This window comes from Actinomadura sp. 21ATH (assembly GCF_041951345.1).
Classification (GTDB): Bacteria; Actinomycetota; Actinomycetes; order Streptosporangiales; family Streptosporangiaceae; genus Spirillospora.
The window spans coordinates 217206-231436 of the sequence record NZ_JBGNUR010000001.1 but is presented as its reverse complement, the minus strand read 5'-3'; the positions used below and the strand labels follow the sequence as shown (position 1 = coordinate 231436).

Sequence of the window (14231 nt, the reverse complement as noted above, 5' to 3'; positions counted from 1 at the left end):
GTGCCCCTACTGCGCAAGGCGGCCGGGGGCGCCGCGGCCGCGCTGGCGCTGGCCGCCGTGCTGGTGCCCGCCGCCCCGGCCGGGGCCGACGAGGTCCGCGACCGGCAGCGGCCCCTGATCCGTACGCTGGACCTGGAGAACGCCTGGAAGACCACCCGCGGCCGGGGCGTGACCGTGGCCGTGGTCGACTCCGGCGTGGACGCGGACCAGGCCGACCTGAAGGGCTCGGTCACGACCGGCCCCAACATGCTGGCGGCCATCGACGGCCGCACCCGGCCGACCCGGCTGCACGGCACCGGGATGGCGTCGCTGATCGCCGGGCACGGGCACGGCCCCGGCCGCCGCGACGGCGTCATCGGCGTCGCGCCCGAGGCGCGCATCCTCTCGATCCGCTCCCTCGCCGAGCCCGAGGACCCCAGCTTCGCGCTCTTCCGCTCCTCCGAACGCGCCGAGGGCGCGGTGGCGCGCGGCATCCGGTACGCCGCCGACCGCGGCGCCGACGTCATCAACCTCTCCCTCGGCAAGTACGACGAGAACCCGGAGGAGCGCGACGCCATCGGGTACGCCATCGGCAAGGGCGTCGTGGTCGTCGCGGCGGCCGGCAACGACGGCGACAAGCGGTCCCGGCTGGACGACGACGGCTTCGCGCCGTACTCGTACCCGGCGTCCTATCCCGGCGTCATCGCGGTCGCCGCGACCGACGACGAGCACCGGCGCGCCGCGTTCTCCAACACCAACTACTCGGTGCTGGTGTCCGCCCCCGGCGCGGGCGTGCCCGTCGCCGCCCCCGGCGACGACTACCTCCTGACCAACGGCACCAGCGACTCCACCGCCCTCGTCTCCGGCATCGCCGCGCTGATCCGGGCCCGCCATCCCAAGATGCCGCCGACGCTGGTCGCGCAGGCGCTGATCCAGGGCACCCGGCACAGCCCGGGCAGCACCTACGACGCCGAGGTCGGCTACGGCGAGGTCAACGCCGCCCGCGCGCTCGCCGCGGCCGACGGCCTCACCAAGCCCCGCGCCGGCGCCTCCGGCAAGCCCGCCCGGCAGCGCTTCGGCGCCGAGGACCCGGGCCCGGTCAGCGTCATCCCGCGGCCCGCCTGGGTGAACGGGATCATCATCGTCGTCACCACCGCGGGCGTCGCCGGCGCCGTGATCGCGCTGATCATCACGATCACCCTGCACCGCCGCAACCCGAAGCGCCGCGCCGGGCCCGCGCTCGCGCCGGCGGGCCCCGTCCCGCCCGCCACCGCCGGCCCGCCCGGCCCCGTCCCGCCCGCCGCCGGCCCCGCCCCGGACCCCTGGCGGCCACCGCGCGGGCCGTACTGACCGCGCTGGCCGGTTCCGGACGGCCGTCGTGATCTTGATGAGACGCGCCGCCAGTTGGATCTGGCAGCGTGCCCCTACCCCCGAGACCCCCGCTCGCCGCGGTGCTCGCCACCGCCCTGCTGGGCCTGACCGCCATCGCGGGCGGCGGGTTCGCGATCGTCCACGACCTCATCCGCGAGCCCACCGAGGCCGAGCTGCTGGCCGCCCGCCGCACCGAAGCGGCCACCCGGTGGCGGGCCCTGAACGCCGGGGAGATCTTCCCGCCCCGGGTCGACCGGCGCGGCCAGTTCTCCGCCCCGGGCCAGCTGCTCCACACGGCCTCCCGCGTCGGCATCGCACCCGAGGCGCCCTGCCGTGACGCCTTCGACGCGCCCGTGGCCGCGATCCTGGACCGGCACGGGTGCCGTACCGCGCTGCGCGCCACCTACGTCGACGGCAGCCGGACGCTCGTCACGACGGTGAGCGTCGTCGCGATGCCCGATCCGGCCCGTGCCGCGAAGGCCGACGGTGAACTGAGCCGCGAGATCGGCGTCCGCGGCGGCAAGAAGACGCGGGGAGTGCGCGCCGTCCCGTTCAAGGGGACGCTGGCCGCGTCGTTCGACGACTCCCGCCGCAGCGACTTCTGGTACTCGGGGAACGGCACGACGTACCTCTTCTTCCGGTCCAGCGGATGGCTCACCGACCGGGGGAGCCCGGCGAAGTACGGAACGGTGGAGTCGTTCGACTTCGCGGGATACGTGACGCAGGCGCTCATCAAGACGTTCGGGAGCACCACGGACGTCTGCGAGGAACGGGGCGTCCGATGCTGATGCGAAGCGGTGCCGGGCTCGCCGCCGCGGCCCTGCTGCTCACCCTCCTGCAGCCGGTGGAGCCGGCGCGTGCGGCCGAGCCGAAATGGCTGTCCCGGTTCGCGGGCGACTTCCTGGAGGCCAACCAGGTCACCCGCGGCAAGGGCGTGCGGATCGCCCTGCTGTCGGACGGCGTGGACCCCGGCCTCGGGACGCTCGACGGCGCCCTGGAGAAGGGGCGCGACCTCGTCGGGACGCCCAAGCCCGAGCGCATCCTGGGAACGCTGATGGCCTCGCTGCTGGTCGGCGGCGGCCCGACGGCCGACGCGCCGTTCGGCGTCCGCGGGGTGGTGTCCAAGGCGAAGCTGCTGCCCGTGCGGGTCTACGCCACAGAGGACGAGCGGGGCGGCGCCCACTGGCAGCTGAAGAACCAGTGGAGCGAGACCCTGGCCAAGGGCATCCGCTACGCCGCCGACCAGGGCGCCGAGGTCATCGCGGTGGAGCCGTACAGCACCAACTCCGTCTTCGAGAGCACCGACGCCGAGCAGCTGCTCGCCGCGGTCGCCCACGCCCGGAGCAAGGACGCGCTGATCGTCGCGGCCGGCGCCCCCGAAGCCGCCCGCGTCTACCCGCACGCCGTGCCGGGGGTCCTCGGCGTCGGCGCGGTGAAGGAGAACGGGAAGCGGTCGAAGTACAGCACCTCCAGCAGTGCCATCGCGCTGTCCGCACCGGGCTTCAGGACCCCCACGACCGGCCCCGACGGCAGGACGTGGACCTTCTGGGGCAACCCGGCCGCGCTGACCTGGGTGGCCGCCGCGGCAGCCCTTGTCCGGTCGGAGCACCCGAAGCTCACCGCGACGCAGGTCGCCCAGGCCCTCACGTCCTCGGCACGCCACCCCAAGGGGCGCTACGACCACGAGCTGGGCTTCGGCTACGTCAACGCGATCGGCGCGCTGAACGCGGCGCGCAAGCTCTCCGGCGAAACCGTCCCGCCCGTGGCGGCGAAGGCGGGGGTGGTGAAGGACCGGGCGCACTTCGGGGAGCGGCGGGGGACGGTCCGGGCCGTCCCGTACGATCCGGCCGTGCTCGGCGGGTTCGGGGCGCTGGCGCTGGCGGGGCTGGGCGCGGTGGTGTTCGCCGGGTGGATGCTGGTGAGGCGGCGGCGGTGGAAGCGGCTGCCCGCCGTGCCGGAGGTGCCGGAGGCGCCCGCGGTGGCGGAGGACGGGGCGGCGGCGCCAGAATCGGCGGGTGCAGACAGCTCCTGACGACTACACCGAAGCGGTCCTGGACGCGGTCGAGCGGATCCCGCCCGGCCGCGTCCTCGCGTACGGCGACGTGGCCGAGCTGGTGGGCACCGGCGGGCCGCGCCAGGTCGGCCGGGTGATGTCGCTGTACGGCGGCGGCGTCCCGTGGTGGCGGGTGATCCGCGCGGACGGCCGCCCGCCGGACGGCCACGAGGTCCGGGCCCTGGAGGAGTACCGCGCCGAGGGCACCCCGCTGCGCCCCGACGGCCGCCGCGTCGACATGCGCCGCGCCCGCTGGGACGGCCGGTGACGCCGGGTTGACTCGTGGCGTGTCCGCCCTTCAGGGACGGCGCGGGCGGGCGACTCGCCACGAGTCAAGCGGGGCGGCGGTGGAGGGGGAACGCGGCGGCGATCACCAGGGCGACGATGATCGGGCCCAGGGCGGCGGCGGCCAGCGGGGCGGAGTGCATGAGGGCGCCGCCCGCGGCGGCGCCGGCGGCGAGGCCGCCGATGACGGCGGTGCGCAGGCCGGCGGACGAGGCGGAGCCGATCGCGAGCGAGCCCATCATCGAGGTGAGCGTCCCGGTCACGAACGTGGTGGTGATGCCGTCGGCGGCGAGCGTGCGCGCGGCGGCGGTCTGCACGCCCATGGCGGCCGACGACAGCGCGATGAGCCCGAGCAGCACGGCGCCCTCGGGGCGCGCGCCGGTCGCGGCCCAGCCCGCCAGGAAGGCGAGCTGCAGGACGAGGTCGGCGGCCAGCGCGCGGGTGACGGCCGGGGGCCACAGCCGGGCCGGGTCGCCGCGGCCGGCCAGCCGGAAGCCGAGCAGCAGGCCGAGCGCGAACGCGAGCGTGGCCACCCCGCAGCGGGCCAGCTCGGCGGCGTCGCCCTCGCCCGCGGCCATGCCGAACAGCACGATGTTGCCGGTCATGTTGGCGGTGAACACCTGGTGCATGCCCAGGAAGCCGACGATGTCGATGACGCCGGCGCCGAAGGTCAGCGCGACCAGCAGGGCGATCCGGGCGCGGCGTGGGGCGGGGGACGGGACCGGCCCGGTCTCCTCGGGGGACCGGGCCGGTTCGGTGGCGGTGGTCAACGGGATCGGTGCTCCTAGCGGGCTCAGAAGATCGCGATGCCGACCAGCGTCGAGACGACCAGGCCGGCGACGACGGGCACGAACGAGCGGCGGACCAGTTCCAGCACGGGGACGCGCGCGAACCCGGCCACCGCCAGCAGCGACGACCAGGCGATCAGCACGCCGCCGCCCGCCCAGACCGAGCCCATCTGCCCGATCGCGGCCAGCAGCGCCGGGTCGGTGCCGGAGGCGGGGCCGAGCGTGCCGGCCAGCGAGCCGGTCAGCGGCAGCCCGGAGAAGCCGGAGCCGTCCAGGCCGGTGATCACGCCGATCAGCAGCAGCCCGAAGCCGACGATGAGCCCGCTGTCGGGGATCGCGCCCTGGATCTTGGTGACGAGGTCGAACAGGAAGCCGGGCGCCCGCGCCCCGTCGCCCAGCGACATGATCTTCCCGGCGAAGTCGGCGTTGCCGAGGAAGAAGAAGCCGGCGATCGGGATCACCACTCCCATCGCCTTCACCGAGAAGACCAGGCCGTCCACGATGTGGTCGGCGCAGGTGTCCAGGCAGCGCGGGCCGTCCAGCGACGCCGCCGCGGCGATCAGCAGCAGCACGGTGACGCCGCCGACCAGGGCCGCCGCGTCGCCGCCGACGACCTCCGGGACGAGCCCGGTGAACTTGCCGAGCAGCATGTAGAGGACCAGCCCGGCCAGCGCCAGCGGGACGATGACCGCGAACGCCTTGGAGCGCCGCACGCAGTCCTCCCCGGGAACCGCGCCCTCGCTCTCGCCGTCCGTGCCGGTGCCCGCGCCGCCGCCGAGCGCCCGCTCGGTCATCGCGTCGCGCCGCGGCGGCCCCTTGTCGATCACGGTGGTGCCGCCCGCGGCACCGCCGCCCCCGGCCGGTACGGGCACCGGCTCGGCGGGCGCGCGCCGGATGGAGCGGAAGCGGCGGCGGGCCCGGACGACCGTCTCCTCGGTGCCGTTCTCCCAGGCGACCAGGTGCCGGACGTCGGGCGCGCGCATCTCGCGCCGGTTCATCAGGTAGCCGATGGCGAGCGCGACTCCGCCGGTGACGAGGGACAGCACCATGGCCCGGTCGGCGACCTCGGTGGTGCCGACGCCCGCGGCCTTGGCCGACAGGCCGGGCGCGACCTGGATGACGTAGTCGCTGGACAGCGCCATGCCCTGGCCGGCGATCGCCATCGCCATCGCGGCGGCGATGGGGCGCAGCCCGGCGGTGATCGCGGCCGGCAGCAGGATCGCGCCGATCAGCGGCACCGCGGGCGTCGGCCAGAAGAACAGGCTGATCAGGTACGTCATCCCGGCGATCACCCAGAACGCCGAGTGGCCGCTGCGCATCACGTGCCGGAACGGCTCCACCATCCGGCGGTCGGCGCCGAGCCCGCGCAGCGCGCCGAGCAGCGCGGTCACCAGCGCGATGATCAGGAAGATGTTGAACAGCTCGGCGGCCGCCGTGAGGCTGGCGTTGAAGACGGACTGGAGCGCCCGGACGGGGCTGCCGTCGAAGGCCAGCGCGGTGAGGAACGTGGCGGCGATCGCGGGGATCACGACGTTCTTGCGAGCGATCATGGCCGCGATGATGACCACGATCCCGGACAGGAAGACCCAGTGTGCGGCGCCTATCTGCACGCCACCACCTCCTTCGTCGACCCCGGGGGGACGAGTCGAGCACGAGTGGACGGGGTGGATGCAGAGAATCTGCTGGATCGCCCGCGGGTGAACAATGAGGAACGTGCACAGCCGGGACGTGGTCGTTTTGTGCATCGTGCAGGGTGACCGGCCCAAAGATCGGGTGACGGCCCCCGGCGCGGCACCGGATGTGCGCACTGCCCAAGGTTCACCTCCGATCTTCGGCATTCCGTCCATGTCGGGGGCTCGGTGGCGGCCCTGAGACTGGGGGCATGCCAGCAGATTCAGCAGCATCTCTCGCTTCTGGGCGGGTTGAGGCGGGAACGGTCGCCGAGCTCGGCTGCCAGGGGCGCGGGCCGACGGTCGGGTACGGCGGGATGGTCTCGTCCAGCCATCCGGCGGTGAGCCGCGCCGGGATCGCCGTCCTGGAGGCGGGCGGGAACGCCGCGGACGCGGCGCTGGCCATGGCCGCGATGTCGTGGCTCGCGCTGCCGGGCCAGTGCGGGGTGGGCGGCGACGCGTTCGTCCTGCTGCGCCGCCCGGACGGGACGGTCGTCTCGTACGGGGGCAGCGGCTTCGGGCCGGACGGCGGCGAGCCGGGCTTCTACCGGGACGGCCGCGGCCTGGCCGCCGTGCCGCTGGAGGGGCCGCTGGCGGTCGCCGTGCCGGGCGCGGTCGCGGCGCTGGCGGCGCTGCACGCCGGCGCGGCGTCCTGGGACCTGCCGCGCCTCTGGGAGCCCGCCGCCGCGGCCGCGGAGCGCGGGATGCCCTGCACGTACAAGACGCGCGACGACATCGCGGAGCGCCGGGACGCGCTGTCCCGCGACCCGGGCACGGCCGCCGTCTACCTCCCCGGCGGGAGCGTTCCGGCGGTCGGCACGCCGCTGCCGCAGGCCGACCTCGCGGCGACGCTGCGCCGCGTGGCCGCCGACCCGGCCTCCTTCTACTCGGGCGAGCTCGCCGAGCGGGCCGTGTCCGCGCTGGCCGCCGCGGGCGCGCCGTTCAGCGGGGACGAGTGGGCCGCGACCGGCGAGCCGCTGGTGAGCGCCGCGCTCGCGGGCCGCTACCAGGGCGCGACCGTCCACCAGACGCCGCCGCCCACGCCCGGCTGGATGGTGCTCCAGCAGGCCGGCCTGAACGACGGGCGGCTGTCGGAGCTGCCGTGGATGTCGGCGGAGGCCGTGCACCTGGCGGCGAGCGCGGCGCGGCTGGCGTTCGCCGACCGGTACGCGGGCTGCGGCGCCGACAACGACCACTGGGCGGGCCTGCTGGCCCCGGCCGCGCTCGCCGCCGCCCGCGGCCGCGTCGCCGCCGGCGACCTCCCGGCCCCCGCCGTCCCGGCCGTCCCGGTGGACGGCGACACGACGTCGATGGTCGTGGTGGACGGCGAGGGAATGGCGGTGAGCCTGATCCACTCGCTGGCGTTCACGTTCGGCGCCCGGATCACCGTGCCCGGGACCGGCGTCGTCCTCAACAACCGGCTCGGCCGCGGCGCGTACCTGATCGACGGGCACCCCAACGAGGTGCGGCCGCGCCGCCGCCCGCTGCACACCCTCAACGCCTGGCTCGTCACCGGCGCGGCCGGGAAGCTGCTGCACGTCGGCAACACCCCGGGCGGCGACGGCCAGGTGCAGTGGAACGCGCAGCTGCTCTCCCACCTGCTCGACCACGGCCTCGACCCCGCGGCCGCGGTGGCCGCGCCGCGCTTCACCGTCCACCCCGGCAGCGACGCGGACGTGCTCGGGCAGCCGCCGGAGCTGCGGGTCGAGTCCCGCCTCGGCACGGAACGGATCGGCGCGCTGCGCGGCATGGGGCACGCGGTCACCGTCCAGTCCCCGTGGGGCGCGGGCGGCAGCGCACAGGTCATCTCGGTCGACGGCGCGACGGGCGCGCTGCTCGGAGCCGCCGACCCGCGCCAGGACGGAGTCGCTCTCAGTGTCTGACCCGCCGAACCTTCCCGCCGCCCCGGCGCCGCAGGGCGCGTACGTGCCCGCCGTCGCCGCGCCGTACGCGCCCGGCCTGAGCCTCGTCACCAGCGCCGGCATGACGCCGCGCCGCGACGGCGTGCTGACCGTGACCGGGCTGGTCGGCCGCGAGGTGGACATCGCCGCGGCGCACGAGGCCGCCGGCCTGGCCGCCGGCAACGCGGTCGCCGCCGTCGCCGCCGCCGCCGGAGGCGTGGAACGCGTCCGCACCTGGCTGCGGATGACCGTCTACGTCGCCTGCGCCGACGGCGTCACCGAGCTGTCGGCCGTCGCCGACGGCGCCTCCGCCGCGCTCGCCGTCCTGACCCCGGACGCGCGGCTCCCCGCCCGCAGCGCCATCGGCGTGCGGGCGCTCCCCGGCGGCGCCCCCGTCGAAGTGGAGCTCACCGCCCTCGCAGCAGCCCAGGAGGACCGCTGACCATGCCCACCGGACCACAGCAGCACACCGGACTCAACCTGATCGCGGGGGAGTGGGCGCCGGCCGCGGGCGGGCGCACCTTCGAGCGCCGCAACCCGGCCGACCGCGCCGACCTCGTCGGAACGTTCCCCGACTCGACGGCCGCGGACATGGCCGCCGCGGTCGCCGGGGTGGCGGAGGGCGCCGCCGAGTGGGCCGCGGCCCCCGCCGAGCGCCGCGCCGCCGTCCTGGAGAAGGCCGCGGACTGGCTGGAGGAGCGGCGGGACGAGCTCACGGTCGAACTCGTCCGCGAGGAGGGCAAGACCCGCGCCGAGGCGGCCGTCGAGACCGGCCGCACGCCCAAGAACCTGCGCTTCTACGCCGCCGAGGCCCTCCGCATCACCGGCACCAGCTACCCCGCCGACGACGGCGGCCTCGTGTACACGCGCCGCGAGCCGGTCGGCGTGGTCGGCGCCATCACGCCGTGGAACTTCCCGCTCAACATCCCGTCCCGCAAGCTCGGCCCCGCGCTGGCCGCCGGGAACGGCGTGGTCTTCAAGCCGTCCCCGGTGACCCCGCTGCTCGCGCAGCGGCTCGTCGAGGCGCTCCTGGCGGGCGGGCTGCCGCCGACGGCGATCGCGCTGGTGCAGGGCGGCGCCGAGCCGGGCGCGGCGCTGGCCGCCGACGCGCGGGTGGGCGCGGTGACGTTCACCGGCTCCACGGCGGCCGGGCGGAAGATCCACGCGTCCGTGGGGCCGTCCCGGCGCTGCCAGCTGGAGATGGGCGGCAAGAACGCGGTGATCGTCCTGGAGGACGCCGACCTCGACCGCGCCGCGGGGATCATCGCCAAGGGCGCGTACGGGCTGAGCGGCCAGGCGTGCACCGGCACCAGCCGCGTCATCGCGCACGAGGCCGTCCACGACGCGCTGCTGGAGCGGGTCGTCCGGCTCGCCGAGTCCCGGACGGTCGGCAACGGCCTGCGCGAGGGCGTCGACATGGGCCCGCTCGCCGCGGACTTCCAGCTGGAGAAGGTGCTGGAGTACGTGCGGATCGGCGAGGAGGAGGGCGCCAAGCTCCTCACCGGCGGCCGCCGCCTGGAGGACGAGGCGGGCTTCTTCGTCACCCCGGCCGTCTTCGCGGGCGTCTCGGCCGGCGACCGGATCGCCCGCGAGGAGATCTTCGGGCCGGTGCTGGCGTTCCAGAGCGCCGGCGACCTGGACGAGGCGATCGAGCTGGCCGACGGCACCGAGTACGGCCTGTCCGCCGGAATCGTGACCCGCGACCTCGACCGCGCGTTCGCGTTCGCGCGCCGCGTCCGCAGCGGCCTCGTCAAGATCAACCAACCGACCAGCGGAATGGCGATGACGGTGCCGTTCGGCGGGCTCAAGGAATCCAGCACGCAGACATTCAAGGAGCAGGCGGGCGACTCGATGATGCTCTTCTACACGCAGGAGAAGAGCGTCTACATCACCCCCTGACCTCGGCACCCGGCGGTGCCGCGGGTGCGGCACTCTGCACACCGATCGGCGCGAGCCGTGTGCTGACCGGCCATGGCCGTCCCGTACGGACCCCTCTTAGCTTGAGACCAAAGAAAGGAGCCGGAAATGGCGGAACTGCTTTCCAAGGACGAATTCCGGGCCGCACTCCAGAATGCCATCAAGGGGCGGGAGGCGAAGAACGCGTCGTTCAGCCTCGCATGGGCGAACGGCGAGCTCAAGCGCGAGCACTTCGCCCGCTGGGCGGAGAACCATTACCACTACGTGGGCCCGTTCGCGGACTACCTGGCCTACGTCTACGCCAACACCCCCGACGAGTTCACCGGGGCCAAGGACTTCACCCTCCAGAACATGTACGAGGAGGAGCTGGCCGACATCCGGCACACCGACCTCCTCATCAAGTTCGCGGAGGCGTGCGGGACGACCCGGGAGCGGGTCGAGGACCCGTCCAACATGAACGCCATCACCCGCGGCCTCCAGGCGTGGTGCTACTCGGTCGCGATGCGCGAGCACTTCGTCGTCGCCACCGCCGCGCTGGTCGTCGGCCTGGAGTCGCAGGTGCCGAGCATCTACAAGAAGCAGATCGTGCCGCTCCGCGAGGTGTACGGCTTCACCGAGGACGAGATCGAGTTCTTCGACCTGCACATCACCTCGGACGTGGTGCACGGCGAGCGCGGGTACCAGATCGTGCTCGACCACGCCGACACCCCGCAGCTCCAGCAGCGCTGCCTCCAGCTGTGCCGGTGGGGCGCGGAGATGCGCTTCTCCTACACCCAGGGCCTGTACGACACCTACGTCAAGCCCGACCTGGTCGGTTCCCCGGCCTGACGAGGCCCGCGCGGGCGGCGGCGGGACCGTGCCGCCGCCGCCCGCCGGTCCCAGAAGAACGAGGAGAGGGACATGACGACGGAGCACTGGGTGGAGGCCGCCTCCCTGGCGGACGTGCGCCGCCGCAAGCGGCTGGCCGTCACCGTCGCCGGGCGGGAGATCGCGCTGTTCCTGGTCGGCGCCGACGTGTACGCGCTCGACGACGTGTGCGTGCACAAGGAGCGCCGCCTGACCAAGGGGACGCTGCTGTACGGCCGGGTGATCTGCCCCGGCCACCAGTGGAAGATCGACCCGTCCACCGGGGAGATCGAGGACCGCGAGGAGTGCCAGCCCGTGTACGCGGTGCGGGTCGAGGACGGCGTCGTGTACGTCGATCCGCGGCCGCGCGTGCTGACCGCCGGCGGCACGTCGAACGAGCAGGAGTCGTGATGCCCGAGCCCGCGTTCCGGCCCGCGCCCGGGCCCGTACCCGAATCGGTCGCGATCGTGGGGGCCGGGCAGACGGCCGCCGTCGCCGCCCGCACGCTGCGCCGCCGCGGCTTCGAGGGCACGATCACGCTCTTCGGGGAGGAGACCGAGGCCCCGTACCAGCGGCCGCCGCTGTCCAAGGAGTACCTGACCGGCGACCAGGAGCGGGACGAGCTGTGCCTGCTCACCCCGGCCTGGTGCGCGAAGAACGGCGTCGACCTGCGGCTCGGCACCCGCGTCACCGCGATCCGCGCCGCCGGCCGCGCCGTGGAGCTGGCGGACGGGTCCGCCGAGCCGGCCGGGGCCGTGCTGGTCGCGACCGGCGGGCGGCCGCGGCGGCTGCCCGGCGTGGAGGGCGACCGCGTCCGGTACCTGCGCACGCTGGCCGACGCCGACCGGCTGCGCGCTGAGCTGCGGCCCGGCGCGCACGTGATCGTCATCGGGGCCGGGTTCATCGGCTCGGAGATCGCCTCCACCGCCCGCGGGCTGGGCGCCGAGGTCACCGTGGTCGAGCAGGCCGGGCAGCCGCTCGGCGCCGCCCTCGGCGAGCTGATGGGCGACGCCCTCGCCGCACTCCACCGCGGCGCGGGGGTGAACCTGCGGACGGGCGAGAAGGTCGAGTCGTACCGCGAGACCGGCTCCGCCGCCGTGGTCACCACCAGCGGCGGCGCCGCGATCGAGGGCGACCTCGTCGTGGTCGGCGCGGGCATGGTCCCCAACAGCGAGCCCGCCGCCGGGCTCGTCGAGCTGGCCCCGGACGGCGGCATCGCCGTGGACGAGTTCTGCCGCACGAGTGCGGAGGGCGTCTACGCCGCGGGCGACGTGGCCAGCTTCCACCACCCGGTCTTCGGCCGCCGCATCCGCGCCGAGCACTTCGACAACGCCAACGCGCAGGGCATGGCCGCCGCCAAGACCATCGCCGGCCGGCCCGCCGCGCACGCCGCGGCGCCCTGGTTCTGGTCCGACCAGTTCGACCGGAACCTCCAGTTCACCGGGCACGCGGGCGGCACCGACCGGCTCGTCGTGCGCGGCCGGATCGAGGACTTCGACTTCACCGCGTTCTACCTGGCGGACGGCGTGCTGCGGGCGGCGTTCGGCATGGACCGCGGCGGCGACGTGGCCGCCGCCCGGGAGCTGGTCGCCGCCCGCGCCGTTCCCGACCCGGACGTCCTGCGCGACGAGGACGCCGACCTGACCGACCTGCTGGCCTGAGACGTGGCGGCCTGCTGAGCTGAGGAGCATCGGATGGAGTTCCAGTACGTGGCCCGCTCGGGCCAGGTGCCCGACGGGGTGGTCCGCCGCTTCTTCATCGGGGAGGCCGAGGTGGCCGTCGCCCGCTGGGACGGCGAGGTGCACGCCATGTCGAACTACTGCACCCACCTGGACTGCCTGCTGTCGTCCGGGAAGGTCACCGAGGACGGGCTGCTGTGCTCGTGCCACGGCAGCGTGTTCGACTTCGCCGACGGCGAGCCGATCACCCCGCCCGCCACCCGGCCGGTCGACGTCTACCCGGTGAAGGAGGAGGACGGGCAGATCTTCGTGGCGATCCCGCCGGGCGTCGAGCAGCCCGGCCCCCGACGGCGGCGGCGTGTCGGCCAGTAGGGAGAGCCGCGGCGCCTGGGTGGCGCTCGTCCCGCTGCTGCTCGGCACGTTCACCGGCACGCTCGCCAACACGATCGTGAACGTGCCGCTGAGCCTCATCCTCGACGACCTCGGCGTCCCGGTCTCGGCCGGGTCGCTGCTGGTCATCGCGTTCACCGTGACGTTCGCGGTGCTGCTGCCGGTGTCCGGCTGGCTCGGCGACCGGTACGGCCACCGCCGCGTGTTCGCCGCCGCGACGGCCCTGCTCGGCACGGCGTCGGCCGGCGCCGCGCTGGCCCCCGACCTGGCGACCCTGGCGGTGCTGCGCGCCGTCCAGGGCGCGGCGACGGCGGCGATGCTGCCGACCGTCATGTCGCTGATCTCCCTCCTGTTCGAGGGCGGGCGGCGCGGCCGGGCGCTGGGCTTCTGGGCCGCCGCGAACGGCATCGGCCAGGCCGCCGGGCCGACCCTCGGCGGCGGGCTGGCGACCTGGTTCGGCTGGCGGTCGGTGTTCTGGCCGATGCTGCCGCTGGGCGTGGCCGCCGCGCTCGTCGCGCTGCGGCTCGTCCCGCGCGACCGGCCCCGCGCCGTGCCGCTCGAATGGCGCGGCGCGGTCCTGCTCACCCTCGCCGCCGGGCTCGGCCTCGGCGCCGCGTCCGCCGTCGCGCCGCTCGGCCCGGCGTCGCCGGTCGTGTGGCTGTCCGCGGTCGCGGGCGTCGTGGCGGCCGGCGCGTTCCTCCTGATCGAGCGCGGCCGCCCCGACGCGTTCCTGCCGCCGCGGATGCTGCTGGAGACGCGCTACCTGCGGTCGTGCCTGACCGTGCTGGCGCAGATGTTCTGCCTGGGCGCGACGCTGCTCGGCGTCCCCCTCTACCTCACCACGCAGAAGCACGCCGAGACGCTCATGGCGGGCGCGCTGCTGCTCCTGCTGCCGATCGCGATGTCCGTGCTGGCGCCGGTCGTCGGCGTGCTCATGGAGAGGCTCGGGGCGCGGCCCGTACTGCGGTGCGGGCTGCTCCTGCTGGTGGCCGGGCAGTCGCTGGTGGCGGCCGTCCTCGTCGGGTACGGCGGCGGCGTCCCCGGGCTGCTCGCCGCGATGTTCCTGACCGGCGCGGGCGTGGCCCTCGTGCAGACCCCGGCCGCGGCGGGCGCGACCCGTTCCCGGGCCGGGCGGTACGGGGCCGGGCTCGGCCTGTTCAACCTGCTGCGCTTCGGCGGCTCCGCCCTCGGCGCCGCGTGGGTCGCCGCCGTCCTGGACGCCGCCGTCCCGGACGCGGCCCTCGCGTACGGCGCGATCTTCGCCGGCTGCGCCGCGATCGCCGCCCTGGGCCTCCTGTCCTCCTTCGCCGGCCCGGACCCCGCCCCCGGTTGACTCGTGGGGGGGGGGGGGG

At 75.3% G+C, this 14231-nt stretch carries 14 protein-coding genes; 12 read left to right on the top strand and 2 right to left on the bottom strand.

Going from position 1 to position 14231, the window contains the following annotated elements:
* The 4 genes from ACA361_RS01065 (at position 1) to ACA361_RS01050 (ending at position 3671) form a co-directional block, all read left to right on the top strand.
* Complete coding sequence (locus ACA361_RS01065; RefSeq protein WP_375009824.1) at positions 1-1329, top strand: S8 family serine peptidase; 1329 nt, start codon at positions 1-3, stop codon at positions 1327-1329.
* 68 nt (positions 1330-1397) lie between these two features.
* Positions 1398-2138 carry a hypothetical protein gene (locus tag ACA361_RS01060; protein WP_375009823.1) on the top strand — a complete coding sequence of 247 codons (741 nt, stop codon included), beginning with the start codon at positions 1398-1400 and terminating at the stop codon, positions 2136-2138.
* A complete protein-coding gene (locus ACA361_RS01055) occupies positions 2132-3382 on the top strand; it encodes a S8 family serine peptidase (RefSeq protein WP_375009822.1) in 1251 nt (416 codons plus the stop codon). Before ACA361_RS01060 ends, ACA361_RS01055 begins: the two co-directional genes overlap by 7 nt.
* Positions 3366-3671 (top strand): MGMT family protein, encoded by a 306-nt coding sequence (locus ACA361_RS01050; RefSeq protein ID WP_375009821.1) that lies wholly within the window; start codon positions 3366-3368, stop codon positions 3669-3671. Before ACA361_RS01055 ends, ACA361_RS01050 begins: the two co-directional genes overlap by 17 nt.
* A 64-nt stretch (positions 3672-3735) precedes the next feature.
* Here ACA361_RS01050 and ACA361_RS01045 read toward each other — a convergent pair whose 3' ends face one another.
* Both ACA361_RS01045 and ACA361_RS01040 read right to left on the bottom strand, forming a co-directional pair.
* Positions 3736-4458 carry a DUF1275 family protein gene (locus ACA361_RS01045; RefSeq protein ID WP_375009820.1) on the bottom strand — a complete coding sequence of 241 codons (723 nt, stop codon included), beginning with the start codon at positions 4456-4458 and terminating at the stop codon, positions 3736-3738.
* Positions 4459-4481: 23 nt separating this feature from the next.
* A complete protein-coding gene (locus ACA361_RS01040) occupies positions 4482-6086 on the bottom strand; it encodes a hypothetical protein (RefSeq protein ID WP_375009819.1) in 1605 nt (534 codons plus the stop codon).
* Positions 6087-6358: 272 nt separating this feature from the next.
* Here ACA361_RS01040 and ACA361_RS01035 point away from each other — a divergent pair, with 272 nt between their 5' ends.
* The 8 genes from ACA361_RS01035 (at position 6359) to ACA361_RS01000 (ending at position 14212) form a co-directional block, all read left to right on the top strand.
* The gene (locus ACA361_RS01035) at positions 6359-8029 is read left to right on the top strand and encodes a gamma-glutamyltransferase (protein ID WP_375009818.1); all 1671 of its coding nucleotides are present in this window, start codon (positions 6359-6361) and stop codon (positions 8027-8029) included.
* Positions 8022-8489 carry a RidA family protein gene (locus ACA361_RS01030; RefSeq protein WP_375009817.1) on the top strand — a complete coding sequence of 156 codons (468 nt, stop codon included), beginning with the start codon at positions 8022-8024 and terminating at the stop codon, positions 8487-8489. The genes ACA361_RS01035 and ACA361_RS01030 overlap by 8 nt, the downstream gene beginning before the upstream one ends.
* A 2-nt stretch (positions 8490-8491) precedes the next feature.
* Positions 8492-9946, top strand: a complete 1455-nt coding sequence (locus ACA361_RS01025; protein WP_375009816.1) for an aldehyde dehydrogenase family protein — start codon at positions 8492-8494, stop codon at positions 9944-9946.
* Positions 9947-10072: 126 nt separating this feature from the next.
* On the top strand, positions 10073-10792 hold the full coding sequence (locus ACA361_RS01020) for a TenA family transcriptional regulator (protein ID WP_375009815.1): 720 nt from the start codon (positions 10073-10075) through the stop codon (positions 10790-10792).
* A gap of 72 nt (positions 10793-10864) precedes the next feature.
* A complete protein-coding gene (locus ACA361_RS01015; RefSeq protein ID WP_375009814.1) occupies positions 10865-11221 on the top strand; it encodes a Rieske (2Fe-2S) protein in 357 nt (118 codons plus the stop codon).
* A complete protein-coding gene (locus tag ACA361_RS01010) occupies positions 11221-12471 on the top strand; it encodes an NAD(P)/FAD-dependent oxidoreductase (protein WP_375009813.1) in 1251 nt (416 codons plus the stop codon). Before ACA361_RS01015 ends, ACA361_RS01010 begins: the two co-directional genes overlap by 1 nt.
* A 33-nt stretch (positions 12472-12504) precedes the next feature.
* Positions 12505-12861, top strand: coding sequence for a Rieske (2Fe-2S) protein (locus tag ACA361_RS01005; RefSeq protein ID WP_375009812.1), 357 nt, complete (start codon positions 12505-12507; stop codon positions 12859-12861).
* Positions 12848-14212, top strand: a complete 1365-nt coding sequence (locus ACA361_RS01000; RefSeq protein ID WP_375009811.1) for an MFS transporter — start codon at positions 12848-12850, stop codon at positions 14210-14212. Before ACA361_RS01005 ends, ACA361_RS01000 begins: the two co-directional genes overlap by 14 nt.
* Positions 14213-14231: the final 19 nt, after the last annotated feature.

What these genes read in the sequence shown, in the direction of transcription:
- ACA361_RS01055 (WP_375009822.1), top strand. Translation starts at nt 2,132, where the DNA reads ATGCTGATGCGAAGCGGTGCCGGGCTCGCCGCCGCGGCCCTGCTGCTC.
- ACA361_RS01035 (WP_375009818.1), top strand. Translation starts at nt 6,359, where the DNA reads ATGCCAGCAGATTCAGCAGCATCTCTCGCTTCTGGGCGGGTTGAGGCG.
- ACA361_RS01025 (WP_375009816.1), top strand. Translation starts at nt 8,492, where the DNA reads ATGCCCACCGGACCACAGCAGCACACCGGACTCAACCTGATCGCGGGG.
- ACA361_RS01020 (WP_375009815.1), top strand. Translation starts at nt 10,073, where the DNA reads ATGGCGGAACTGCTTTCCAAGGACGAATTCCGGGCCGCACTCCAGAAT.
- ACA361_RS01015 (WP_375009814.1), top strand. Translation starts at nt 10,865, where the DNA reads ATGACGACGGAGCACTGGGTGGAGGCCGCCTCCCTGGCGGACGTGCGC.
- ACA361_RS01010 (WP_375009813.1), top strand. Translation starts at nt 11,221, where the DNA reads ATGCCCGAGCCCGCGTTCCGGCCCGCGCCCGGGCCCGTACCCGAATCG.
- ACA361_RS01005 (WP_375009812.1), top strand. Translation starts at nt 12,505, where the DNA reads ATGGAGTTCCAGTACGTGGCCCGCTCGGGCCAGGTGCCCGACGGGGTG.